This is a genomic window from Streptomyces sp. NPDC055749, from assembly GCF_053617235.1.
Genome location: NZ_JBSHFH010000026.1, coordinates 76124 through 101296 on the forward strand (window position 1 = coordinate 76124; position 25173 = coordinate 101296).

Below are 25173 nucleotides of genomic sequence, written 5' to 3' on the forward strand. Positions count from 1 at the left end.
TTACGCCTTATGGCCTGAGCTGAAACCGGGTTCGGCAGCACCGTTTCGATCATTTTCCGATCCCGCCACAACCGTGGGCCTGCGCACGGGAACTGCGAGGACCCTTCCGGTGGCCAGCAGAACCGCCAGCGCGGCCACTCCGCCCGCCCCGGCGACGGCGAAACTCCACGCCGTCCCGCCGAGCTCGACGGCCGGTCCCGCCACCGCCGTTCCGGCCGCCGCGCCTACGCCGAACGTGGTGACGAGCCAGGAGAACGCCTCCGTGACCGTGCCGCGCGGCGCGTGCCGGTCGACGACGATGAACGAGCACGCGATCGCGGGCGCGAGGAACACCCCGGCGAGTGCGGCGAGACCGGTCATGGCGGGTACGCCCGGGGTGAGCATCAACGGCAGGTAGCCCAGCGCGAGAAGGGCGACGATGACGCGCAGCCGCCGCTCGGGGGCGCCGGCCCACTGCCGGGCCCCGTAGGCCACGCCGCCGATCAGCGCCCCGAGGCCGAGGGCCGCCATCAGCCAGCCGTACACGGACGCGTTGCCGTGGTCGTCGGCGTACGCGACACCCGCCACCGTGATCGAGCCGAGGGCCAGCCCCACGAAGAAGAAGGAACCGAGCAGGGCGAGCAGTCCCGGCGAGCGCAGCGCGCCGAGCCAGTGCGCCTCGCGGGGCGCCGAGCGCCATGTACGGGAGGGCTCCGAAAGGACGACGGACAGGGCTCCGAGCACTCCTATCGCGTTGATGACGAGGAGTGCCACGGAGGGCGACCAGAGCGCGACGAGCACCGTCACGAGCAGCGGGCCCACGGTGAACATCACTTCCTGGGCCACGGCGTCCATGGCGTACGCCCGGTGCACCCGGTCCTCGCGCCCCAGGACCGTGGGCCACAGGGCACGCAGACCGCCTTCCAGCGGCGGTGTGAAGACTCCGGCGATGACCACGGCCAGGTAGGCCAGTGGGAGCGGGTCGAGGCCCACGAGAGCGAACAGGGCCATGCCGAGCGCGGAGAGCACGGCGGCGGGGAGCTGGATGCGCGGCTGGCCGTGGAGGTCGACGGCACGGCCGAGCAGGGGCTGCCCGACGGCGGTGGCGAGCCCGTAGGCGGCGGCGAGCGCTCCGGCCAGCGTGTAGCTGCCGCCCTCGGCGCGGGTGAACAGGACGATCGCGATATGGGCGGTGCCGCTCGGCAGCCGCCCCACGAGGGTCCCCGTCAGCAGCCGCGTCGCGTGCCGCGCCCGGAGGACGTCCAGATATCCCGCGGCCATTCCTGCCCCTCTCCCTCGGACGGGCTTTCGACCCGCCAGAGGTTTTACGTATAACGTCGAGGCTCATACGTACCATGTGCTCAGTCCCAGGTCCACCACGCGGTACCCGGGCACCACGGCACCACCATGAGCACGGAGGCCCGAGTGACCAGCGCGCAGCAGCCCGCCCCGGCGCGTCCCACCAGCCGGGACGTGGCACGGGCGGCGGGCGTCTCCCAGGCCACCGTCTCCCTGGTGCTCGGCGACAAGTGGCGCGGCAGAGTGTCGGAGACCACAGCCGGGCGGGTACGGGACAGCGCGGCGGAGCTCGGCTACCGGCCGAACCTCGCGGCCCGCAGCCTCCGCCTCGGCAGCACCCGGACCGCGCTCCTCGTGGTCCCGGCCCTCACCAACGAGTTCTTCGCCCGGGTCTACACGGGCGCGGCCGGTGTCGCCGCCGCGCACGACTTCGGGGTCGTGCTCTATCCGTCACCCGACGGCACCGGGCCCGCCAGGGACCCCTTCGCCTCGGCCCGCGCCTCCCTCGACGGCGTGATCGCCTCGTCCATGGCCGCGGAGGCCGTGGGCGCGCTCCGCGGGGCCGGACTGCCGCTGGTGATGCTGGACAGCGACCCGGCCGGTCCGGGCGCCGCCGCGCACGTGAACCTCGATATCGCGGACGGCATGCGCCAGGTGACGGAACATCTGCTGGGCCTCGGCCACCGCAGGTTCGTCCATCTCGCTTCGGCCGTGGACACCTGGACCTTCGCGATCCGCGCGCGGGCGCTGCACGACACCCTGCGTGGTGTGCCCGACGCGGCCGTACGCACCGTCCCGGCCGCGCTGGACGTCACGGCCGGCCGGGAAGCCGTGGAGCAGGCCCTGGCGGCCCCCGGAGACCGGCCCACGGCCATCATCTGCGACGACGACATCCTGGCCGCCGGTGCCTGCAAGGCGGTCCGCAGACGCGGGCTGCGGGTGCCCGACGACATCTCCGTGACCGGCTTCGACGACCTCGCGCTGGCGACCGCCGTGGAGCCGGAGCTCACCACGGTGCGGCTGCCCGCCGAGCAGGTGGGCGAGCGAGGCATGACGGCGCTGCTGGCCGTCCTGGACGGCCGGGCGGCGGAGCCGGGCAGTCTGCCCGTGCACCTGGTGGTGCGCGGCTCCACCGCCCGGGCCGCAGGCACCCGCTCATGACCGTGCCCCGCACCGCCTGTCGTGGCGGTACGGGGCACGGAAACGGAGCCTGGTGCGGGGCGGGCTAGTCCTCGGCGGGCGGTTCCGTGGTCCCGCCGGAGCCCTTGGTCCCGGTGGCACCGTCGGTCCCGGTCGCCGTGCCGGTGGAGTCGGCGCCTTCGTCGTCGGAGGGAGCGTCCGTCGGAGCCCCGGCACCGTCCGCGTCCAGCAGGCGCTTCAGTTGCCGTCCGACGATCCGCTTGAACTTGCGCTGCTGCGGCCTCGTACGGTCCAGGACCGCGACCTCCAGCCGTTCCGCGGGGATCTCCCGCTCGCCGCCGTTGGGCTCACGTGAGAGCGCCTGGACGGCCAGCTTGAGCGCCTCGGCGAGCGTCATACCCTCGCGGTGGCGCTGGTCCAGGAAGCTGCTGATCTGTTCCGAGTTCCCGCCGACCGCGACCGAGCCGTGCTCGTCCACGATCGAGCCGTCGTGCGGCAGCCGGTAGATCTGATCGCCCTCGGGCAGCGCGCCGACCTCGGCGACCACCAGCTCCACCTCGTACGGCTTCTCGGCCGCGCTGGAGAAGATGGTGCCCAGCGTCTGCGCGTAGACGTTGGCCAGACCACGAGCCGTCACATCGTCGCGGTCGTAGGTGTATCCACGCAGATCCGCGTAGCGCACACCCCCGATGCGGAGGTTCTCGTACTCGTTGTACTTACCGGCGGCGGCGAAACCGATCCGGTCATAGATCTCGCTGAACTTGTGCAGTGCACGGGACGGGTTCTCGCCGACGAACACAATGCCGTCGGCGTACTGCAGCACAACCAGGCTGCGACCACGGGCGATGCCCTTCCGGGCGTATTCCGCCCGGTCGGCCATGGCCTGCTGAGGTGAGACATAGAACGGCGTCGACACCGGCTATCCGTCCCTTTCTGTCAGTGACGAGTGCATCGAAGAAGCTGGGAGGCCGGTCAGAGCAGCGCGGCGCGCGGCCCGTCGGGCTGTTCCATGCGGCGCTCCAGGACCGCGCGGGCGATCTCGGCGGATTCCACGTCGGTCAGCCTCCGGAATCCCTCGTCGGTGATGACGGTGACGATCGGATAGATCCGGCGTGCCACATCCGGTCCCCCGGTCGCCGAGTCGTCGTCCGCCGCGTCGTACAGCGCCTGGACCACCAGGGTCAGCGTCTGCTGCTCCGTCAGGTCGTCGCGGTAGAGCTTCTTCATCGATCCCCGGGCGAAGATCGAGCCGGAGCCGGTGGCCGCGTAGCCCGATTCCTCGGAACGGCCGCCCGTGACGTCGTACGAGAAGATCCGGCCCTTCTCGCGGTCGACGTCGAAGCCCGCGAAGAGCGGGACGACGGCGAGGCCCTGCATGGCCATCGCCAGATTGCTGCGGATCATCGTGGAGAGGCGGTTGGCCTTGCCCTCCAGGGAGAGCGTGGCGCCCTCGACCTTCTCGAAGTGCTCCAGCTCCAGCTGGAACAGCTTGACCATCTCCACGGCCAGACCCGCCGTACCGGCGATGCCCACCGCCGAGTACTCGTCGGCCGGGAAGACCTTCTCGATATCGCGCTGCGCGATCATGTTCCCCATGGTCGCCCGCCGGTCACCGGCGAGCACCACGCCACCGGGGAACGACGCCGCGACGATGGTCGTCCCGTGCGGCGCCTGGACGGCCCCCTGGAGGGGCGGCAGGCTCCGCTTGCCGGGCAGCATGTCGGGTGAGTGGTCGGACAGGAAGTCCATGAACGAGGACGAACCCGGCGTCAGGAAGGCAGCTGGTAGACGCCCGGTGCTACGAGTGTTGGCTTCCACGCGTTTCCCTCCAGGTATGCGATGGCCCTGCGCAAGGAGTCAGGATCATCCCCCAACTTGCCGATGGCCGAATTGCAGTTGAAGCAGTACGTCCCGGACCCTACCCGTCCTGTGGTGGTGATCCACATGGAGTTGCAGTCCGGGACGCACTTTCCACCCCGTTCACATGCGTGGACTACTGTCCACCCTTCTGAACGAAGGAGCGGACGAAGTCCTCCGCGTTCTCCTCGAGAACGTCGTCGATCTCGTCCAGTACCGAGTCGACGTCGTCGCTCAGCTTCTCCTGTCGCTCCGCGAGGTCCTCGGAGACCTGCGCGTCCTGCGCCTGCTCCTCGGTCTCCTCTGTGGAGCGCGTCGCCTTCTGCTGTCCGCCGCCGGTGTCCTTGGTCGCCATATAGCTCACCCCGCTCGGTTCGAAGCACTTGATCAGACCCTACCCATGGGGTCCGACATTGGCCCGGTACTTGTCTCAACGTCCGGAGGTCATCGGAATGATTCCCAGCCTGCGGCCCTTTCAGCCGCCCGAAAGCACCCGGACCAGCTCTTCCGCGGTACGGCAGCGGTCCAGGAGGTCCTTGACGTGTTCGCGCGTCCCGCGCAGCGGCTCCATGGTGGGCACCCGCTGCAGGGAGTCGTGGTCGGGAAGGTCGAAGATGACCGAGTCCCAGGAGGCCGCGGCGACGTCGTCCGCGTACTGCTCCAGGCACCGGCCCCGGAAATACGCCCTGGTGTCCTCGGGCGGCTTCGTACGGGCCCTCTCGACGTCGCTCTCGTCCAGGAGGCGCTTCATCTTCCCGCGGGCCGCCAGACGGTTGTAGAGGCCCTTGTCGGCCCGTACGTCGGCGTACTGGAGGTCCACCAGGTGCAGGCGCGGCGCGTCCCAGTCGAGGCTGTCGCGGCGCCGGTAGCCCTCCATGAGCTCCTTCTTCGCGACCCAGTCCAGCTCGCCGGAGAGGCTCATCGGATCGTTCTCCAGCCGGTTGAGCGTGTCCTCCCAGCGGATCAGGACGTCCTTGGTCTGCTCGTCGGCGTCCGCGCCGTACCTCTCGTCGACGTACTTGCGGCCCAGCTCGAAGTACTCCATCTGGAGCTGGACAGCGGTGAGTGTCCGGCCGCTGCGCAGCGTGATCAGCTGTTTCAGCGAGGGGTCGTGGGAGACCTGGTGCAGGGTGCGCACCGGCTGGTCGACGGCGAGGTCGACGTTGATGAAGCCGTCCTCGATCATCGACAGGATCAGCGCCGTGGTGCCGAGCTTCAGATACGTCGAGATCTCCGACAGGTTCGCGTCGCCGATGATCACGTGCAGCCGGCGGTACTTCTCGGCGTCGGAGTGGGGTTCGTCGCGGGTGTTGATGATGGGGCGCTTGAGCGTGGTCTCCAGGCCCACCTCGACCTCGAAGTAGTCGGCACGCTGGCTGAGCTGGAAGCCGTGCTCATGGCCGTCCTGGCCGATGCCGACCCGGCCCGCGCCCGTGACGACCTGCCGGGAGACGAAGAAGGGGGTGAGGTGGCGCACGATGTCCGAGAACGGGGTCTCCCGCTTCATCAGGTAGTTCTCGTGCGTGCCGTACGAGGCGCCCTTGTTGTCGGTGTTGTTCTTGTAGAGGTGGATCGGCTGGGCGCCCGGGATCGCGGCGGCCCGCTCGGCGGCCTCCGCCATGATCCGTTCGCCGGCCTTGTCCCAGAGCACCGCGTCGCGCGGGTTGGTGATCTCGGGTGAGCTGTATTCGGGGTGCGCGTGGTCGACGTACAGCCGGGCACCGTTGGTGAGGATGACATTGGCGAGGCCGATGTCCTCGTCGGTGAGCTGGCTCGAGTCGGCCGTCTCGCGGGCGAGGTCGAAGCCTCGCGCGTCGCGCAGCGGATTCTCCTCCTCGAAGTCCCAGCGGGCGCGGCGCGCCCGGTGCATCGCCGCCGCGTACGCGTTGACGATCTGGGACGAGGTGAGCATGGCATTGGCGTTGGGATGGCCGGGGACGGAGATCCCGTACTCGGTCTCGATGCCCATTACTCGCCGTACGGTCATGCGGCCCTCCTTGCCCGGCGGCGCTCCCCTCCGGGAGCGGCGCTCAAGTACCGCTGCTTGTCCGGTGGGTGTGCGGTGCCCGTCCCCGCACTGCGCGACTCGGCGGTACGGCAGAGCCTAGAGCGCCATTGCGCCGGTGGGGAGATCAATTACGTCATTGCTCCGATACGGCCGGAGCCGCCGGTAAAACAACCGGCTGCGGATGCCCGGCCGGGCATCCGCAGCCGGTCTGCGTTTTACAGGTACTGCCCGGTATTTGCCACTGTGTCGATGGAGCGTCCGGTGTCCGCGCCCTGCTTTCCGGTGACAAGTGTGCGGATGAAGACGATCCGCTCACCCTTCTTTCCGGAAATCCTGGCCCAGTCGTCGGGGTTGGTCGTGTTGGGCAGGTCCTCGTTCTCCTTGAACTCGTCCACGCATGCCTGGAGGAGATGGGAGACCCGAAGGCCCTTTTGGCCGTGTTCGAGGAATGCCTTGATGGCCATCTTCTTTGCCCGGTCGACGATGTTCTGAATCATCGCTCCGGAGTTGAAGTCCTTGAAGTACAGGACTTCCTTGTCACCGTTGGCATAGGTGACCTCGAGGAAGCGGTTCTCCTCGGACTCGGTGTACATCCTCTCCACGACGGACTGGATCATGGCGTGGGCAGCGGCCGGCTTGGAGCCGGTGTGCTCGGCCAGATCGTCCGCGTGGAGCGGCAGCGAAGGCGTCAGGTACTTCGCGAAGATGTCCCTCGCGGCCTCCGCGTCCGGACGCTCGATCTTGATCTTCACATCGAGACGGCCGGGCCGCAGGATGGCGGGGTCGATCATGTCCTCGCGGTTGGAGGCGCCGATGACGATGACGTTCTCCAGACCCTCCACACCGTCGATCTCGGCGAGCAGCTGGGGGACGATGGTGTTCTCCACGTCCGAGCTGACACCGGAACCACGGGTGCGGAAGAGGGATTCCATCTCGTCGAAGAAGACGATGACGGGGGTGCCCTCGCTCGCCTTCTCCCGGGCACGCTGGAAGACCAGGCGGATGTGCCGCTCGGTCTCGCCGACGTACTTGTTGAGGAGCTCGGGGCCCTTGATATTGAGGAAGTAGCTCTTCCCCGTGGGCTGTCCGGTGACCTCGGCGACCTTCTTGGCCAGGGAGTTGGCCACGGCCTTGGCGATCAGAGTCTTGCCGCAGCCGGGCGGACCGTAGAGCAGGATGCCCTTCGGCGGACGGAGTTCGTGCTCCTTGAAGAGGTCGGGGTGGAGGTACGGAAGCTCGACCGCGTCGCGGATCAGCTCGATCTGGTCGCCCAGGCCGCCGATCTTGTCGTAGTCGATGTCCGGGACCTCTTCGAGGACCAGCTCCTCGACCTCGCTCTTCGGGACCACCTCGTAGACGTACCCGGACCTGGGTTCCAGCAGCAGGGCGTCGCCGGGCCGGATGGTGATGTCCAGCAGAGGCTCGGCGAGCCGCACCACCCGTTCCTCGTCGGTGTGCCCGACCACCAGGGCCCGTTCGCCGTCCTCGAGGATTTCCTTGAGGGTGACGATGTCCCCGGCACGCTCGTACGCCATGGCCTCGACCACGTTGAGCGCTTCGTTGAGCATGACTTCCTGACCTCGTCTGAGGTCGTCGAGTTCGACACTGGGGCTGACGTTCACCCGGAGCTTGCGGCCCCCGGTGAAGATGTCGCAGGTGTCGTCCTCGTTGGACTGCAGGAAGACACCGAAGCCGGCCGGCGGCTGTGCGAGCCGGTCGACCTCCTCCTTGAGAGCCACGATCTGGTCTCGGGCCTCGCGGAGCGTATTGGCGAGCCGCTCGTTCTGTGCGGACACGCCGGCCAGATTGGTCTGCAACTCGACGATCCGCTCTTCGAGAATCCTCGTATGACGCGGAGAGTCGGCGAGCTTACGTCGCAGGACGGCGATTTCCTGCTCGAGATAGGCAACCTGGCCGGCTGGGTCTTCTGACCCCCGCCCGGGCCGGATGCCGCGGTTGATGTCGTCGTCGTGGGCTGCCACGGTCCTCACCTCCTCCAAGGGGAGCTGGACGCTTCCTGACCCTACCTGGGTGGGTGATGATTGAAACCCCTAGATCACAAAGACTGCGGGGCGTGTCCGATCTTCACCCTTGCGCTCTCCCTCACGCCAAGGGAATACCCACTTTGAGCACCGGAAAGCGGCCGGTTGTATCGTCGAAGCGTTCAACACCCGTCAGGGCTGGCTCCATTTGGTTCAGATACGCAGGGAACGGCAGGACACATGACCGTGCAGCAGGACGTCCCGGGCGACAGCGGGAAGCAGGATCTGGAGGTCTGGATCGACCAGGACCTCTGCACGGGCGACGGCATCTGTGTGCAGTACGCACCCGAGGTGTTCGAGCTGGACATCGATGGTCTGGCGTACGTGAAGAGCGGGGAGGACGAGCTCCTCCAGGACAAGGGCGCCACGACGCCGGTGCCGCTGCCGCTCCTCCAGGACGTGGTGGATTCGGCCAAGGAGTGCCCCGGCGACTGTATTCATGTACGACGCGTTTCGGACAACGTCGAAGTTTTTGGTCCGGACGCGGAGTAACCGCTCAGACACTGTGGGCGAGGTCCTGGCCGGACCTCACGAAGGCGTTGCCCTTCCACTGCCAGCTGGCCTTCTCCTCCTGGTCGGGGCAGCAGCGCGGCACGGCCATCGAGGAGTATCCGAGCAGCGTCGCCGAGACGATTCCGTCGCGCACGGCGAAGCCGGTGACCGTCGTCCTTTCAGCGGGGTCCACCAGGGTCGCGACGACCCTGGGTGCGGCCCCGCTTCCCTGTGTCAGGACGTAGACGCCGCTGGGCGGTGTGCCCGAGCCGGCGTCGCAGTGGACCACGGCCACGGTCTCGGGGCGGCCGTCGCCGTCCAGGTCTCCGGGGGCCTCGTCCGCGACCACGTTCTTCGCGCCGCCGCAGTCGAGCGGATAGGTCGCGGCTGCCGCGTCGGGGGCGGCCACGGGGGCGCCGGCGGGCCGGGAGCCGGAGGCGTGGCCCGAGGCGGTGGCGGTGGCCGTGTCGGGCTGGAGCAGGCCCGCGAAGGCGACGACGGCGGCCATCGCCGCGGCCGTGGCGAGCCAGTGCACCGGCTTGGTGTCGGTGTGCGCGAGGTCCGGGAGCGCGGAGGTCTGCACGCGGTATATCTCCTGTGGTTCCTGGGGGGCCTGGGAAGGCGGTGCCGACCGGACGTCGGCGGGTGGGGGGTGGCCAGCATCGTGCCACACCTCACACGGCAGCGGAACGGTGGGGTCGGCCCCGGATCGCCGGGGCAACGAAAAGGCGCCGCTGCCGAGTTCCCGGGTCGGTCCGGAGAACTCGGCGGCGGCGCCCAAGCGTTGTGCGGGGTCAGGCGCGGGAGGAGGTGCTGCCCGGACCGTCGTAGTCGTCGCCGTAGGCGCCCTTGGAGGGGCGACGGCGGCGCAGCGGGGGCTCGACGCCGTCCGCGAGGCGGCGGGCGGTGACGAGGAAGCCGGTGTGGCCGATCATCCGGTGGTCGGGCCGGACGGCCAGACCCTCGACGTGCCAGTTTCGGATCATCGATTCCCAGGGCTGCGGTTCGGCGAAGCAGCCGATCTCACGGATGGACTCGACGGTCCGCGAGAGCTGGGTGGTGGTCGCGACGTAGGCGCAGAGGATGCCGCCGGGCACGAGCGCCTTGGAGACGGCTTCCAGGCACTCCCAGGGGGCAAGCATGTCCAGGACGACCCGGTCGACCTCGGTGTCCGAGAGGTTGTCCTGGAGGTCGCCGACGGTGAGCTGCCAGGCGGGGTGCGGGGAGCCGAAGTAGCGCTCGACGTTCTGCTGGGCGATCTCGGCGAAGTCCTCGCGGCGCTCGTAGGAGTGCAGCATGCCCTGCTCGCCGATGGCGCGCAGGAGGAAGGTGCTGAGCGCACCCGATCCGACGCCGGCCTCCACGACGCGGGCGCCGGGGAAGATGTCCGCGAAGGCCAGGATCTGCCCCGCGTCCTTCGGGTAGACCACGGCGGCACCGCGGGGCATGGACAGGACGTAGTCGGGGAGCAGGGGGCGCAGCGCGAGGTAGGCGACGTTTCCCGTGGTGCGGACAACACTGCCCTCGGGAGCACCGATCAGCTCGTCGTGCGGGAAAGAACCCTTGTGGGTGTGGAAATTCTTTCCGGCTTCGAGCGTGAAGGTGTAGTGGCGTCCCTTGGGGTCGGTGAGCTGTACCTGGTCCCCGACCTTGAAGGGCCCACGACGGCGGGCGGCACCGGTCGGTTCAGACATGTGGCCAGCGTACCGGTGTTTCCAGGGGCTCCGACCGCCCGGCAGGGGGCACGGCCGGGTATCAGGCTCCCGGGCGGGCCATCGCGGCGACGAAAGCGCGTTCGACGTCAGCGGTGGACAGGACTCCGTAGATCTCGCCGGTCTCCTCGACGACGAGGTATTCGGTGGCCGGTGTCGCCTTGAGGCGGTCCAGGAGGGCTTCGCCGGCGAGTTCGGCGGGGATCCTCATGCCGTCGGTGAGGTCCTGGGCGAGGCCGCTGACGGCGACCCAGGGGCGGCGGTGCTCGGGGACGCCGACGATGGCGGCCTCGCGGACCACGCCCTTGGGGTTGCCCTGTCCGTCGACGACGACGAGGGCGCGGGCTCCCGCCTCGTTGGCCCGGCGCAGGGCCTCGGAGAGGGGCGTGGCGGACTCGACGGGGACGGCGCGCCGGGTGAGGGTGCGGGCACGCAGGTCGGGGAGGTGCTCGCGGAGGCGGGCCATGCGCAGGCTGTTTCCGGCGCCCGTCCAGATGATCCCGGCGAGGATGGCGGCGAGCAGGGCGTCGGTGACGGTCTCCACGCCGGTGATCTCTTCGGTGGCGTTGCCGAGGGCTCCGGTGTGGGTGAGGAGCGGGAGCCCGATGAGGACGGCCACGGCGAGGCCCCGGCCGACCCAGGCGGCGGCGATGGTGCCGCTCATGGGCTTGCCGGTGATCTTCCACACCACGGCGCGCAGCATGCGTCCGCCGTCGAGCGGGAGGCCCGGGAGCAGGTTGAAGGCGGCGACGAGGAGGTTGGAGATCATCAGCCCGGCGAGGAGCACGCCAGGGACGGTGGGGGGATCGACGAACTGCATACCGGCGTAGAAGACACCGGCGAGTACGAGGGAGAGGAGCGGGCCGACGAAGGCGAGGACGAACTCGCGGCCGGGGGTCTCGGACTCCTTCTCGATCTCGGAGACGCCGCCGAAGAACTGGAGCTGGATGCGCCGGACCGGGAGCTTGTAGCGCAGCGCCGCCACCGTGTGGGCGAGCTCGTGGACGAGCACGGAGGCGTAGAAGGCGATGGCGAAGAAGAGCGAGACCAGGTAGCGGGTGTTCCCGAGCTCGGGCAGGACCCGCTCCAGCTGGCCGCCGAACACCCAGGTGATGAGCGCCGCGACGATGAACCAGCTGGGCGCCACGTAGACCGGCACGCCGAAGGGGCGGCCCATGAGGATGCCGCCACCCGGATCCGCCGGGCGCTGCGGCTTGCCCTTGTCGGGTCCGGCGCCCGGGTCGGTGCCCTCTGCGCCTCGCTGCGGCTGCCCGCTGTCGCCGCTCTCGTCCACGGGGTCCCTTCGGTTGGTGGCCTTTGCCACGATCATGCAGTGTGCGAGGGTCTGTCGTCGATGGTATTCCGCTCGCTGTCAGTGGCGGGCCGTAGGGTCTGCGACATGACCTCCGTACCCCGGCCGCCTCAGCCGCCCAACTCGTTGTCGCCGTCGCGGGCGAGCGATTTCATGCAGTGTCCCCTGCTGTACCGCTTCCGGGTCATCGACAGGCTTCCCGAGAAGCCCAGTGAGGCGGCTACCCGGGGCACGCTGGTCCACGCCGTCCTGGAGCGTCTCTTCGACGACCCGGCCGTGGACCGGACCGCGCCGCGGGCCCGGGCGATGATTCCCGGCCAGTGGGACCGGCTGCTGGAGTCGAAGCCGGAGCTGACCGAGCTGTTCCGGGACGACGCGGAGGGCGAGCGCCTTTCGCGGTGGCTGGGCGAGGCGGAGCAGTTGGTGGAGCGGTGGTTCTCGCTGGAGGACCCGACGCGCCTGGAGCCCGCCGAGCGGGAGCTGTTCGTCGAGACGGAGCTGGAGTCCGGGCTGCGGCTGCGCGGGGTGATCGACCGGATCGATGTGGCGCCCACGGGCGAGGTCCGGATCGTCGACTACAAGACGGGCAAGGCACCGCGTCCGGAGTACGCGGAGGGTGCGCTGTTCCAGATGAAGTTCTACGCACTCGTGATCTGGCGGCTGAAAAGAGTGGTTCCGCGGCGCCTCCAGCTGGTCTATCTGGGCAGCGGCGACGTCCTCACGTACGACCCCGTCGAGGCGGACCTGGAGCGGGTGGAGCGCAAGCTGCTGGCGCTCTGGGAGGCGATCCGGGAGGCGACGGAGAGCGGCGAGTGGCGGCCCCGGCCGACGAAGCTGTGCGGCTGGTGCGACCACCGCGCCGTCTGTCCGGAATTCGGCGGTACTCCCCCGGTCTACCCCTTGTCGGTGCGCCCGGCGGAGTCGGAGGAGGACGCCCAGGGCAGAATGGGACCGGTCCGGGCCGAGGCCGGCCAACCGGTGGCCCTCGAAGGCCCTTAAGGAGATTTCGTGGCGATCCGCGTCCTTCTGGTCGATGACCAACCGCTGCTGCGCACCGGCTTCCGGATGATCCTGGAGGCGGAGGGGGATCTCGCGGTGGTCGGCGAGGCCGGTGACGGTCTCCAGGCCATCGATCAGGTGCGGGCGCTGCAGCCCGATGTCGTGCTGATGGATATCCGGATGCCCAGGATGGACGGGGTCGAGGCGACCCGTCAGATCACCGGTCCGGGCCGTGACGGTCCGGCGAAGGTGCTGGTGCTGACCACGTTCGACCTCGATGAGTACGTGGTGGAGGCGCTGCGCGCGGGAGCAAGTGGCTTCCTGCTCAAGGACGCTCCGGCCAATGAGCTGGTGCAGGCGATCCGGGTGGTCGCGGCGGGAGAGGCGATGCTGGCGCCCAGCATCACACGCCGGCTGCTCGACAAGTACGCGGACCATCTGCCGTCGGGCGAGGAGGCGGTTCCGGACGCCCTGCACACGCTGACGGACCGTGAGGTCGAGGTGCTGAAGCTGGTGGCGCGCGGGCTGTCGAACGCGGAGATCGCCGCCGACCTGTTCGTGAGCGAGACGACCGTCAAGACGCATGTGGGTCATGTGCTGACGAAGCTGGGGCTGCGCGACCGCGTCCAGGCCGCCGTGTACGCGTACGAGAGCGGCCTGGTGCGCCCCGGCGCCCAGTGAGCGGTTCGGGGAACGGGATGCCGGTCCGGGGCTCGTGCCCCGGACCGGATTTCTGTTGTCAGACGGTGCGGCGGCCCAGTTCCCAGAGCTGGAGGTCGGCGGATGAGTTGACCGCCCATTCCACTCCGGTGAGGCCCTCGCGGGAGGCGATGTACTGCTTGCCCTGCCAGATCGGGAGTACGGGAACGTCGTTGGCGACGATGTCCTGGAGCTTCTCGAAGGTCTTCGAGGCGGCGCCGCGGTCGGCCTCGCGACGGGACTGCGGGATGAGGGTGTTCTCCGCAGCGGCCGAGCGGTAGGGCGAGTTGAGGAAGTCGTTCTTGTCCAGGAACGGCGCCGTGTAGTTGTCCGGGTCCGGGAAGTCCGGGAACCAGCCCATGCCGTACACGTCGTAGTCGCCGCGCATCTGCGCCGGGCGGTACTCCGCCCAGGGAGTGCCCTTGACGGTCACGTCGAACAGCTTCGAATCGTTGAGCTGCCGCTTCAGCGTCTCGAACTCGGTGGCGGTCGCGGGACCGTAATGGTCCGTCGTGTAGTGCAGCGTGAACTTCACCGGCGTATCGATGCCGGCCGCGCGCAGGGTGGCCGCGGCCTTGGCGGTGTCGGGCTCGCCGTACTTGTTGAAGAACGAGTTGGTGTGGCCGGTGATGCTGGACGGGATCAGCGAGTACAGGGGCTCGGCGGTCGTGCCGTACACCTTGCTCGCGATGGCGCCCCGGTCGATGATCATGGCCATGGCCTGGCGGACGGCCTTGCTCTTCACCGAGGGGGCTTCGGTGTTGAAGCCGAGGTAGCTGATGGCGAGGCCGGGCATCTCGGTGAGCTTGACGCCGTCCTTCGGCTTCAGGAGCATCTGGCCCGCCTGCTCGGGCGACATGGTGCGGGTCATCATGTCGACCTTCTTGTCGTCCAGCGCCTTGCCCATGGCGGCGGCGTCCGGGAACAGGTCCAGTTCGACCTTGTCGTTGAGGACGTCCAGGTCGCCCTTGTACTTCGGGTTCCTGGTGAAGACGACCTTGACGACCTGGTTGTTCTCGACCTCGGGCTTCATGGTGTACGGGCCCGAGCCGTCGACCTGGAAGCCCTCGCGGGCGCTCTTCGCCGGGTACTTGCTCTGCGGGACGATGCCCGCGGCCGGGGTGGCGAGCTTGTACGGGAAGGTGGCGTCCGGGGTGCGCAGGTGGAAGACGATCTGGTCCTCGCCCTTGGTCTCGATCATGTCGACGTTGTCGAGCAGACCGGCAGGGCCGTTGCCGGACTTGATGTCGATGACGCGCTGGATGGAGTACCGCACGTCCTCGGCAGTGAGCGGCTTGCCGTCAGCGAAGGTGAGCCCGTTGCGCAGGGTGCAGCGGTAGCTCTCGTTCTCCGTGTCCGTGAAGACGCAGCTCTTGGCGGCGTCGGGCACGGGCTCACCGCCGCCGCGCGGCACGTGCATGAGGGTCTGCACGGTCTGCCGCAGGACGTTCCAGACGCCCGCTTCGTAGCCGATGGCCGGGTCGAGCGGCGCCGGGTTGTCCTTGGAGGCGATGAACTGGTCCGTGGTGCCGACGACGATGGCGTCCTTGCCCTCGTCCCCACCGTCCGTCACGCCGCAGGCGGCGAGTACGGGCGCGAGCAGGCCGACCACGGCCGGCAGCACCAGCGTCTTGCGGTTCATCGAGCGTTCTCCCTCATTCCGGTATGTGAGAAAACGAGATTAGTAGGGATAGTCGCGGGTGCCTGACCGGTGGATGCTCGTCACACAATCCGCCCGTCTCCGGAATTGACAGCGAATCGAATTCTCCGGCCGATGCGGTATCGCGCACGGCGTGACGATTGGGTACCACTCCGTGCGTGAATCAGACATACCGCCATATCTCGGGGGTGGAGAAATCACCCATCGAGCGACAAGATTCACAGTCGAGTCGTTTTCGACATGTTGACATGGACCTGATTCATCCACACATGGAGGCGATGAAAAGCGCACGTCCTGTCACCGAGAGTTTTTCCGTACATTCACAAGAACACTCTCGGTGCATGAATCAGAGGATTCCCGTGACCAGGCCCCGGAGGAATGCGAGATCGACATCTTCGAGGGAACCCACGACGACCCTTCCCGAGGCAGGTGCGATCGGCGCGACGGACGGCACCGCCACCACCCGGCAGCCCGCGGCCTCGGCGGCGGCGACCCCGGTCGCGGTGTCCTCGACGACCGCGCAGCGCAGCGGGTCCACCGCGAAACCGGATGCGGCGGTCAGATAGGGCTCCGGGTGGGGCTTGGTGCGGGAGACCTCGTCTCCCGCGACCGTGAGGCCGAAGTGGTGGTGGCCGACCGAGTCCAGCACCCGGTCGATGATGCGCCGGTGCGAGGCAGAGACCAGGGCGGTGGGCACCTCGTGCGCCACGAGCTCGGCGAGCAGCCGTGCCGCGCCGGGCATCAGCGGCACACCGCGGTCGATGCGGGCCTCGAAGGAGTCGTTGAGCAGCACCGTGAGCTCGTCCAGCCTGATGTCCGCGCCGGTCGCATCGATGAGATAGCCCGCACTGCGGCTCATCGGACCGCCCACGACGACATCGCGCCAGGCCTCGTCGAGCCGGTGTCCGAGGCCCGCGAAGACCTCCACCTCGGCATCCCACCAGAATCCCTCGGTGTCGACCAGGGTGCCGTCCATGTCGAGAAAGACGGCCTGCAGCGTAAGGCCTTCGGCCGTGCGAGTCAGGGACGCGGGGACCGTACTGGTCATCCGTACTCCTCCGTGAGGGACGAGAAGGCCGACCGCCATTCCCGAAGGGGAACGGCGACCGGCCTGCACTGGACCGACCAGTCTACGACTTGCCCGGCCGTGACGCGCGTACAGAGGCTTACCGCGCGTTGAAGTACTTCGCCTCGGGGTGGTGGATGACCAGCGCGTCCGTCGACTGCTCGGGGTGCAGCTGGAACTCCTCGGAGAGCTTGACCCCGATCCGCTCCGGCTCCAGGAGCTCGGCGATCTTCGCCCGGTCGTCCAGATCGGGGCAGGCGCCGTAGCCGAGGGAGAAGCGCGCGCCGCGGTACTTCAGCGCGAACATGTCCTCGACGTCTGCCGGGTCCTCGCCGCCGAAGCCGAGCTCACCGCGGACCCGGGCGTGCCAGTACTCGGCCAGCGCCTCGGCGAGCTGGACGGACAGCCCGTGCAGCTCCAGATAGTCGCGGTAGGAGTTGGTCCCGAAGAGTTCGGCCGTGGCCTCGCCGATCTTCGAGCCGACGGTGACGACCTGGAGGCCGATCACGTCCCGCTCGCCGGACTCCTCCGGGCGGAAGAAGTCCGCGAGGCAAAGGCGGCGGCCCCGGCGCTGGCGCGGGAAGGTGAAGCGGGTGCGCTCCGAGCCGTCCTCGTGGAGCAGGATCAGGTCGTCGCCCTTGGACACGCAGGGGAAGTAGCCGTAGACGACGGCGGCCTCCAGCATGTTCTCGGTGTGGAGCTTGTCGAGCCAGCCGCGCAGGTGCGGGCGTCCCTCGGTCTCGACCAGTTCCTCGTACGTGGGACCGTCACCGGCACGGGACTGCTTGAGGCCCCACTGGCCCTTGAAGAGCGCGCCCTCGTCCAGCCAGGAGGCGTACTCCTTGAGCGGGATCCCCTTGATGACCCGGGTGCCCCAGAAGGGCGGCTCGGGGACCGGGTTGTCGGTGGCCACGTCGGAGCGGACACCCGTCTCGGGCTCCTCGACCTCCAGGACGGCGGTTTCCTTCCTGGCGACCCGGCGCTGCTTGAGCTCCGGGAGCACCGCGCCTGGGACACCGCGCTTGATGCCGATCAGGGCGTCCATGAGCCGCAGCCCCTCGAACGCGTCGCGGGCGTAGCGGACCTCGCCCTCGTAGATCTCGTGGAGGTCCTGCTCCACGTAGGCCCTGGTGAGGGCGGCCCCGCCCAGGATGACCGGGAAGTCCGCGGCCATCTTGCGCTGGTTGAGCTCCTCCAGGTTCTCCTTCATGATCACGGTCGACTTCACCAGGAGTCCCGACATGCCGATGACATCGGCCCGGTGCTCCTCGGCGGCCTCCAGGATCGCGGAGACGGGCTGCTTGATGCCGAGGTTGACCACGTTGAAGCCGTTGTTGGTGAGGATGATGTCGACGAGGTTCTTGCCGATGTCGTGGACGTCGCCGCGCACGGTGGCCAGCACGATGGTGCCCTTGCCCTCCGCGTCGGACTTCTCCATGTGCGGCTCCAGGTGGGCGACCGCGTTCTTCATGACCTCGGCGGACTGGAGCACGAACGGCAGCTGCATCTGGCCGGAGCCGAAGAGTTCGCCGACGACCTTCATGCCCTCCAGGAGGGTGTCGTTGACGATGTCGAGGGCCGGGCGGGTCTGCAGGGCCTCGTCGAGGTCGGCCTGGAGGCCGTTCTTCTCGCCGTCGATGATGCGGCGCTGGAGGCGTTCGTCCAGCGGGAGGGCGAGGAGTTCCTCGGCGCGGCCCTCCTTCATCGACTTCATGTTGACGCCCTCGAAGAGCTCCATGAGCTTCTGCAGGGGGTCGTAACCCTCGGCGCGGCGGTCGTAGATCAGGTCGAGGGCGACCTTGACCTGCTCCTCCTCCAGGCGTGCGATCGGCAGGATCTTGGACGCGTGCACGATCGCGGAGTCCAGTCCGGCCTTGACGCACTCGTCGAGGAAGACGGAGTTCAGGACGACGCGGGCGGCCGGGTTGAGGCCGAAGGAGATGTTGGACAGGCCGAGCGTGGTCTGTACGTCGGGGCGGCGCCGCTTGAGTTCGCGGATGGCCTCGATGGTGGCGATGCCGTCCTTGCGGGACTCCTCCTGACCGGTACAGATGGTGAAGGTCAGGGTGTCGATGAGGATGTCCGACTCGTGGACGCCCCAGTTGCCCGTGAGGTCCTCGATGAGCCGCTCGGCGATGGCGACCTTGTGCTCGGGCGTGCGGGCCTGGCCCTCCTCGTCGATGGTCAGCGCGATCAGCGCGGCGCCGTGCTCCTGCGCCAGCGCGGTGACCTTGGCGAAGCGGGACTCGGGGCCGTCGCCGTCCTCGTAGTTGACGGAGTTGATGACGGCACGGCCACCCAGCTTCTCCAGGCCGGCGCGGATGACCTCGACCTCGGTGGAGTCGAGCACGATGGGGAGCGTGGAAGCGGTGGCGAAGAGCCCGGCCAGCTTCTCCATGTCGGCGACGCCGTCCCGGCCCACGTAGTCGACACAGAGGTCGAGCATGTGCGCGCCCTCGCGGATCTGGTCGCGGGCCATCTCCACGCAGTCGTCCCAGCGGGCTTCCAGCATGGCCTCGCGGAACTTCTTCGAACCGTTGGCGTTGGTGCGCTCGCCGATCGCCATGTACGAGGTGTCCTGGCGGAAGGACACGGTCTGGTAGAGCGAGGAGGCACCCGGCTCGGGGCGCGGCTCACGCGCACCCGGGCTCATGCCGCGGACCCGCTCGACGACCTGGCGCATGTGCTCGGGCGTCGAGCCGCAGCATCCGCCGACGAGCTGGAGGCCGTAGTCCCGTACGAAGTTCTCCTGCGCGTCGGCCATCTCGGGCGGGGTCAGCGGGAAGTGCGCGCCGTTCTTGGTCAGCACGGGCAGACCGGCGTTCGGCATGCACATCAGGGGCGTACGCGAGTGGCGGGCCAGATAGCGCAGGTGCTCGCTCATCTCGGCCGGGCCGGTCGAGCAGTTCAGCCCGATCAGGTCGATGCCCAGCGGTTCCAGGGCGGTCAGCGCGGCGCCGATCTCGGAGCCGAGCAGCATGACGCCGGTCGTCTCGAAGGCGAGCGAGCAGATCAGGGGTACGTCCATGCCCAGGGCGTCCATCGCCCGCCGTGCGCCGATCAGGCTCGACTTCGTCTGCAGCAGGTCCTGCGTGGTCTCCACGATCAGGGCGTCGGCGCCGCCGGCGAGGAGGCCTTCGGCGTTCTGCTGGTAGCCGTCGCGCAGGATGTCGTACGCGATGTGGCCGAGGGTGGGCAGCTTGGTCCCCGGGCCGATGGAGCCGAGGACCCAGCGCGGGCGGCCGTCCTTTGCGGCGAACTCGTCCGCGACCTCGCGTGCGATACGGGCGCCCGCCTCGGACAGCTCGACGATCCGGTCGGCGATCTCGTACTCGTTGGCCGCGGAGTGGTTCGCACCGAAGGTGTTCGTCTCGACGCAGTCCACGCCGACCGCGAAATACTCCTCGTGCACGGAGCGGACGATGTCCGGGCGGGTCACGTTGAGGATCTCGTTGCAGCCTTCGAGGTTCTCGAAGTCCGCGAGGGTGGGGTCCTGTGCCTGGAGCATCGTGCCCATGGCACCGTCCGCCACCACCACACGCGTGGCGAGCGCCTCGCGGAGGGCTGCGGTTCGGTTCCGGCTGTCAGCGGAAGGGGTCGGCGACGAGGCCATGGATGTTCTCCCTGGGATGCGACGGCTGTCGGCTTTGCGGCCTTCCTGTGGAGGGCGCACCCGGCCAGCGTAGCCGGGAGGTGCCGGAGCCCGTCGCGGCGTCCCACGGGGCGGACTGCATGCTGTGCGGGGGCAACTGGGCCGGTGCGGTGGTGCCGACTTTCCGGGCGCCCGGGCATAGGTCGACATCGACCGATAGTGTTCAGCATTGTCGAACCACAGTGGAGGAGTACGGCGCGATGGCCAAGAACATCCAGTCGCTGGAGCGGGCGGCAGCGATGCTGCGGCTGCTGGCGGGCGGCGAGCGCCGGCTCGGACTGTCCGACATCTCTTCCTCACTGGGGCTGGCCAAAGGCACCGCGCACGGCATTCTGCGCACCCTCCAGCACGAGGGCTTCGTCGAACAGGACGCGGCGTCCGGCCGTTATCAGCTCGGCGCGGAGCTGCTGCGCCTGGGCAACAGCTATCTGGACGTCCACGAGCTGCGGGCCCGCGCCCTGGTGTGGACCGACGATCTGGCGCGCTCCAGCGGCGAGAGCGTCCACCTGGGCGTCCTGCACCAGCACGGCATCCTCATCGTCCACCACGTCTTCCGGCCCGACGACAGCCGCCAGGTGCTGGAGGTGGGCGCCATGCAGCCGCTGCACTCCACGGCCCTGGGCAAGGTGCTGTCCGCGTACGACCCGGTGGCGCACAGCGAGGCCGTCGAGGTGGAGCGCAAGCCGTTCACGCCGCGCACGGTGACCGAGGCGGACGAGTTCGAGTCGCTGCTCGAACTCATCCGGGCGCGGGGCTGGGCGTCCGACGTGGAGGAGACCTGGGAAGGGGTGGCCGCCGTGGCGGCGCCCATCCACGACCGGCGGCGGATGCCGGTCGGCGCCGTGGCCGTCACAGGGGCCGTGGAGCGGGTCTGCCCGGACGGCGAGCTGCGCCCCGAGCTGATCGCGGCCGTGCGGGACTGCGCCCGCGCCGTATCCCGGGATCTGGGCGCCGGGCGCTTCTGAGCACCCGGGCGGTCCGTCGGTAACGATCGGGTCCTGCACTCGGTCGTATGTGCCACAACCCTTGACGTTGCATTCACCCGGGGGAAACACTGCCGTTCATCGGTCGGCATTGCCGAACACCTAACGGCAATACGCGTTAGGGTGTGACAGTGCCAAGGGCCGGTCAGCCCGCACAGCTGGGTACCCACACAGCGTGGATACCCAACTTGGGCGCGAACCACCGGAGGACCCCGGTGTTCGCCTTCCCCTGGACGATGGACAAAGGAGTCACGGGTGTCCAGCTCCGACATCTTCATCGGCGAGACCATCGGTACCGCCGTTCTCATCCTGCTCGGCGGCGGTGTCTGTGCCGCCGTCACGCTCAAGCGTTCAAAGGCGCAGAACGCCGGCTGGCTGGCCATCACCTTCGGGTGGGGCTTCGCCGTGCTGACGGCCGCCTATCTGGCCGGCAGCGTCTCCGGCGCGCACCTCAACCCGGCGGTGACGATCGGCCTCGCCATCGAGGGCGGCACCGCATGGGGCGACGTACCGCTGTACTTCGCCTCGCAGCTGCTCGGCGCGATGATCGGCGCCGTACTGGTCTGGGCGGTGTACTACGGGCAGTTCCACGCCCACCTCACCGACCCCGAGATCGTGGGCGCGCAGCCCGCGGTGGAGGGCATGGTCGACCAGTCGGCCGCCCCGAAGGCCGGCCCTGTACTGGGCATCTTCTCCACGGGCCCGGAGATCCGGAACGCCGTGCAGAACGTCGTCACCGAGGTCATCGCCACCGTCGTACTGGTGCTGGCGATCCTGACGCAGGGCCTCAACAACGAGGGCAACGGCCTCGGCACTCTCGGCGCGCTCATCACGTCGCTGGTAGTCGTCGGAATCGGTCTCTCGCTCGGCGGGCCGACCGGATACGCGATCAACCCGGTTCGCGACCTCGGTCCGCGTATCGTGCACGCGCTGCTGCCGCTGCCGAACAAGGGCGGATCCGACTGGGGCTACGCCTGGGTACCGATCGTCGGACCGCTCATAGGCGGCGCGATCGCCGGCGGTCTCTACAACGTCGCCTTCGCGTGAGCCGCAGAGCTCAGAGCCGTATCCCTCAGAACCACACAGACCTCCGGGAGCACACCGTGACCGAAGCACACACCACCGGGAGCCATGGCACCGGGCCGTTCATCGCGGCCATCGACCAGGGCACCACCTCCAGCCGCTGCATCGTCTTCGACACGGACGGCCGGATCGTCTCCGTCGACCAGAAGGAGCACGAGCAGATCTTCCCGAAGCCGGGCTGGGTCGAGCACGACGCGGCCGAGATCTGGCGGAACGTCCAGGAGGTCGTCGCCGGCGCCGTCTCCAAGGCGGGCATCACCTCCGCCGACGTCAAGGCGATCGGCATCACCAACCAGCGCGAGACGACGCTGCTCTGGGACAAGAACACCGGCGAGCCCGTACACAACGCCCTCGTCTGGCAGGACACCCGCACCGACGCGCTCTGCAAGGAGCTCGGCCGCAACGTCGGGCAGGACCGTTTCCGCCGCGAGACCGGCCTGCCGCTCGCCTCGTACTTCGCCGGACCCAAGGTCCGCTGGCTCCTCGACAACGTCGAGGGGCTGCGCGAGCGCGCCGAGCGGGGCGACATCCTCTTCGGGACCATGGACTCCTGGGTCATCTGGAACCTGACCGGCGGTACGGACGGCGGCGTGCACGTCACCGACGTCACCAACGCCTCGCGCACCCTCCTGATGAACCTGCACTCGATGCAGTGGGACGAGAAGATCCTCCAGTCGATGGACATCCCGGCAGCCGTGCTGCCGGAGATCCGCTCGTCGGCCGAGGTGTACGGACACGCCAAGGGCGGCGTCCTGGACGGCATCCCGGTGGCGTCCGCGCTCGGCGACCAGCAGGCCGCGCTGTTCGGCCAGACCTGTTTCGCGCAGGGCGAGGCCAAGTCCACGTACGGCACCGGCACCTTCATGCTGATGAACACCGGTCACACGCCCGTCAACTCGTACAACGGGCTCCTCACGACCGTCGGATACCGCATCGGCGACCAGAAGCCGGTGTACGCGCTCGAAGGCTCCATCGCCGTCACCGGCTCCCTGGTGCAGTGGATGCGCGACCAAATGGGCCTGATCAAGTCCGCCGCCGAGATCGAGACCCTGGCCTCGTCGGTCGAGGACAACGGCGGCGCGTACTTCGTGCCCGCCTTCTCCGGTCTCTTCGCCCCGTACTGGCGCCCCGACGCCCGGGGCGTCATCGCCGGTCTGACCCGCTACGTCACCAAGGCGCACATCGCCCGCGCCGTCCTCGAGGCCACCGCCTGGCAGACCCGCGAGATCAGCGACGCCATGACGAAGGACTCGGGCGTCGAGCTCACCGCGCTCAAGGTCGACGGCGGAATGACCTCCAACAACCTGCTGATGCAGACCCTCGCCGACTTCCTGGACGCACCCGTGGTGCGGCCCATGGTCGCCGAGACCACCTGCCTCGGCGCGGCCTACGCCGCCGGCCTCGCCGTCGGCTTCTGGCCGGACACCGACGCCCTGCGCGCCAACTGGCGCCGCGCCGCCGAGTGGACCCCCCGCATGGACGCGGACACCCGCGACCGGGAGTACAAGAGCTGGCTCAAGGCCGTGGAACGTTCCATGGGCTGGCTCGACGAAGACACTGTCGAGGAGTAAGCGATATGACCACCCTGCAGAGCGTCCCCGCCCTCGGGACGCATCCGGCCTCCGGCTCCCTTCCGAGCCGCGCCGAGACCCGGGAGCAGCTTTCCAAGGCGACGTACGACCTCCTGGTGATCGGCGGCGGCATCCTGGGCATCTCCACCGCCTGGCACGCCGCGCAGTCCGGACTGCGGGTGGCACTGGTGGACGCCGGCGACTTCGCCGGCGCCACCTCCTCCGCCTCCTCCAAGCTGCTCCACGGCGGTCTGCGCTACCTGCAGACCGGCGCGGTGAAGCTGGTGGCGGAGAACCACTTCGAGCGGCGCGCCGTCTCCCGCCAGGTCGCGCCGCACCTGGCCAATCCGCTCACCTTCTACCTGCCGGTCTACAAGGGCGGCCCGCACGGCGCCGCCAAGCTCGGTGCGGGCGTCTTCGCCTACTCGGCGCTGTCCGCGTTCGGTGACGGTGTCGGCCATGTGATCAGCCCGGCGAAGGCCCAGCGCGATGTGCCGGAGCTGCGTACGGACAACCTGAAGGCCGTCGCCGTCTACGGCGACGACCAGATGAACGACGCCCGGATGGCGCTGATGACCGTGCGCGCGGCCGTCGAGGCGGGCGCGACCGTCCTCAACCACGCCGCGGTCACCGGACTGCGGTTCACCAGGGGCCGGGTGACGGGCGCCGAACTGCGGGACAGCACCGACGGTACGGAGTTCGGCGTGAGCGCCCGCCTCGTGCTGAACGCCACCGGCCCGTGGGTGGACCACCTCCGCAATATGGAGGACCCGAACGCGGCTCCTTCGATCCGGCTCTCCAAGGGCGCGCACCTGGTGCTGAAGCGCACCCGCCCCTGGAAGGCCGCCCTCGCCACCCCGATCGACAAGTACCGGATCACGTTCGCCCTGCCGTGGGAGGACATGCTGCTGCTCGGTACGACGGACGAGGAGTACGAGGGTGATCCGGCGGATGTCGCGGTGACCGAGAAGGACACCGCGCAGATCCTGGACGAGGCGGCGTTCTCCATCCGCGACCAGCAGCTGTCGCGCGATCTGATCACGTACTCCTTCGCCGGTCTGCGGGTCCTGCCCGGCGGTCCCGGTGACACGTCCAAGGCCAAGCGCGAGACGGTCGTGACGGAGGGCCGAGGCGGGATGCTCTCGGTCGCGGGCGGCAAGTGGACGACGTTCCGCCACATCGGCCGTACGGTGATGAACAAGCTGGCCGCGCTGCCGGGGCAGCCGCTCGCGGACGACATGGAGCCGATGGCCCGGCTGCCACGGAAGCTCCCGCTGCCCGGCATCGCCAACCCCAACGCGGTCGCGCACCGGCTGATGATCGACGGCGGTACGCCCGGCCCGCGGATGGCGGCCGACACGGCCAGGCACCTCGCCACGCACTACGGCTCGCTGTCCTTCGACATCGCGCGGCTCGCCAACGAGAACCCGGACCTGGCCCGGCGCATCCACCCGGACGCCCCGGAGATCTGGGCGCAGGTCGTCTACGCCCGTGACCACGAGTGGGCCGAGACGGCCGACGACGTACTGCGCCGCCGCACGACGCTGACGATCCGTGGGCTGGCGACGGACGGGATCAGGGCCGAGGTGGAGGGTCTGCTCGCCGACAAGGGCTGATCC

General features: G+C 69.0%; 20 protein-coding genes and 1 pseudogene. 8 read left to right on the forward strand and 13 right to left on the reverse strand.

Annotated elements, in window-relative coordinates; genetic code table 11:
* Positions 1 to 1260: an MFS transporter gene (locus ACWGO0_RS20720; RefSeq protein ID WP_453536721.1), complete on the reverse strand. Its 1260-nt coding sequence runs from the start codon at positions 1258 to 1260 to the stop codon at positions 1 to 3.
* A gap of 144 nt (positions 1261 to 1404) precedes the next feature.
* On the opposite strand from ACWGO0_RS20720, the gene ACWGO0_RS20725 reads away from it, so the two are divergent.
* On the forward strand, positions 1405 to 2439 hold the full coding sequence (locus ACWGO0_RS20725) for a LacI family DNA-binding transcriptional regulator (RefSeq protein ID WP_453536801.1): 1035 nt from the start codon (positions 1405 to 1407) through the stop codon (positions 2437 to 2439).
* Positions 2440 to 2503: 64 nt separating this feature from the next.
* On the opposite strand, the gene prcA is transcribed toward ACWGO0_RS20725, so the two are convergent.
* The 6 genes and pseudogenes from prcA to arc form a co-directional block, all read right to left on the reverse strand.
* On the reverse strand, positions 2504 to 3334 hold the full coding sequence (gene prcA, locus ACWGO0_RS20730; RefSeq protein WP_453536724.1) for a proteasome subunit alpha: 831 nt from the start codon (positions 3332 to 3334) through the stop codon (positions 2504 to 2506).
* Positions 3335 to 3390: 56 nt separating this feature from the next.
* Positions 3391 to 4236: a proteasome subunit beta gene (gene prcB, locus ACWGO0_RS20735; RefSeq protein ID WP_453536727.1), complete on the reverse strand. Its 846-nt coding sequence runs from the start codon at positions 4234 to 4236 to the stop codon at positions 3391 to 3393.
* Positions 4188 to 4365: pseudogene (locus ACWGO0_RS20740) on the reverse strand (endonuclease domain-containing protein); the annotation flags it as partial. The gene prcB and the pseudogene ACWGO0_RS20740, both read right to left, overlap by 49 nt.
* A 46-nt stretch (positions 4366 to 4411) precedes the next feature.
* Complete coding sequence (locus tag ACWGO0_RS20745; protein ID WP_453536730.1) at positions 4412 to 4630, reverse strand: ubiquitin-like protein Pup; 219 nt, start codon at positions 4628 to 4630, stop codon at positions 4412 to 4414.
* A 120-nt stretch (positions 4631 to 4750) separates the two neighbouring features.
* Positions 4751 to 6262, reverse strand: a complete 1512-nt coding sequence (dop, locus tag ACWGO0_RS20750) for a depupylase/deamidase Dop (RefSeq protein ID WP_453536733.1) — start codon at positions 6260 to 6262, stop codon at positions 4751 to 4753.
* Positions 6263 to 6498: 236 nt separating this feature from the next.
* Positions 6499 to 8265, reverse strand: coding sequence for a proteasome ATPase (arc, locus tag ACWGO0_RS20755; protein WP_453536736.1), 1767 nt, complete (start codon positions 8263 to 8265; stop codon positions 6499 to 6501).
* A 240-nt stretch (positions 8266 to 8505) separates the two neighbouring features.
* Between arc and ACWGO0_RS20760 the strand changes: the two genes are divergently transcribed.
* The gene (locus ACWGO0_RS20760) at positions 8506 to 8817 is read left to right on the forward strand and encodes a ferredoxin (RefSeq protein ID WP_453536739.1); all 312 of its coding nucleotides are present in this window, start codon (positions 8506 to 8508) and stop codon (positions 8815 to 8817) included.
* A gap of 4 nt (positions 8818 to 8821) precedes the next feature.
* Here the strand turns inward: ACWGO0_RS20760 and ACWGO0_RS20765 are convergent, their stop codons facing one another.
* The 3 genes from ACWGO0_RS20765 to ACWGO0_RS20775 form a co-directional block, all read right to left on the reverse strand.
* Positions 8822 to 9400 (reverse strand): hypothetical protein, encoded by a 579-nt coding sequence (locus ACWGO0_RS20765; protein ID WP_453536742.1) that lies wholly within the window; start codon positions 9398 to 9400, stop codon positions 8822 to 8824.
* A gap of 211 nt (positions 9401 to 9611) precedes the next feature.
* Entirely contained in the window at positions 9612 to 10511 is a 900-nt protein-coding gene (locus ACWGO0_RS20770) for a tRNA (adenine-N1)-methyltransferase (RefSeq protein ID WP_453536745.1), read from the reverse strand.
* A 61-nt stretch (positions 10512 to 10572) separates the two neighbouring features.
* A complete protein-coding gene (locus ACWGO0_RS20775) occupies positions 10573 to 11823 on the reverse strand; it encodes a site-2 protease family protein (protein ID WP_453536803.1) in 1251 nt (416 codons plus the stop codon).
* A 171-nt stretch (positions 11824 to 11994) separates the two neighbouring features.
* Between ACWGO0_RS20775 and ACWGO0_RS20780 the strand changes: the two genes are divergently transcribed.
* Both ACWGO0_RS20780 and ACWGO0_RS20785 read left to right on the forward strand, forming a co-directional pair.
* Complete coding sequence (locus ACWGO0_RS20780; protein ID WP_453536806.1) at positions 11995 to 12840, forward strand: RecB family exonuclease; 846 nt, start codon at positions 11995 to 11997, stop codon at positions 12838 to 12840.
* A 9-nt stretch (positions 12841 to 12849) separates the two neighbouring features.
* On the forward strand, positions 12850 to 13521 hold the full coding sequence (locus tag ACWGO0_RS20785) for a response regulator (protein WP_173311727.1): 672 nt from the start codon (positions 12850 to 12852) through the stop codon (positions 13519 to 13521).
* A 58-nt stretch (positions 13522 to 13579) separates the two neighbouring features.
* Here the strand turns inward: ACWGO0_RS20785 and ACWGO0_RS20790 are convergent, their stop codons facing one another.
* The 3 genes from ACWGO0_RS20790 to metH form a co-directional block, all read right to left on the reverse strand.
* Complete coding sequence (locus tag ACWGO0_RS20790) at positions 13580 to 15181, reverse strand: ABC transporter substrate-binding protein (RefSeq protein ID WP_453536748.1); 1602 nt, start codon at positions 15179 to 15181, stop codon at positions 13580 to 13582.
* 364 nt (positions 15182 to 15545) lie between these two features.
* A complete protein-coding gene (locus ACWGO0_RS20795) occupies positions 15546 to 16247 on the reverse strand; it encodes an HAD family hydrolase (RefSeq protein WP_453536751.1) in 702 nt (233 codons plus the stop codon).
* 118 nt (positions 16248 to 16365) lie between these two features.
* Positions 16366 to 19878, reverse strand: coding sequence for a methionine synthase (gene metH / locus ACWGO0_RS20800; protein ID WP_453536754.1), 3513 nt, complete (start codon positions 19876 to 19878; stop codon positions 16366 to 16368).
* 239 nt (positions 19879 to 20117) lie between these two features.
* On the opposite strand from metH, the gene ACWGO0_RS20805 reads away from it, so the two are divergent.
* The 4 genes from ACWGO0_RS20805 to ACWGO0_RS20820 all read left to right on the forward strand — a co-directional run bounded on the left by ACWGO0_RS20805 (position 20118) and on the right by ACWGO0_RS20820 (position 25170).
* Positions 20118 to 20882: an IclR family transcriptional regulator gene (locus ACWGO0_RS20805; RefSeq protein WP_453536757.1), complete on the forward strand. Its 765-nt coding sequence runs from the start codon at positions 20118 to 20120 to the stop codon at positions 20880 to 20882.
* A gap of 273 nt (positions 20883 to 21155) precedes the next feature.
* The gene (locus tag ACWGO0_RS20810; protein WP_453536760.1) at positions 21156 to 21947 is read left to right on the forward strand and encodes an MIP/aquaporin family protein; all 792 of its coding nucleotides are present in this window, start codon (positions 21156 to 21158) and stop codon (positions 21945 to 21947) included.
* Positions 21948 to 22003: 56 nt separating this feature from the next.
* On the forward strand, positions 22004 to 23554 hold the full coding sequence (gene glpK, locus ACWGO0_RS20815; protein WP_453536763.1) for a glycerol kinase GlpK: 1551 nt from the start codon (positions 22004 to 22006) through the stop codon (positions 23552 to 23554).
* A 5-nt stretch (positions 23555 to 23559) separates the two neighbouring features.
* Positions 23560 to 25170: an FAD-dependent oxidoreductase gene (locus ACWGO0_RS20820; protein WP_453536766.1), complete on the forward strand. Its 1611-nt coding sequence runs from the start codon at positions 23560 to 23562 to the stop codon at positions 25168 to 25170.
* Positions 25171 to 25173 lie beyond the last annotated feature (3 nt).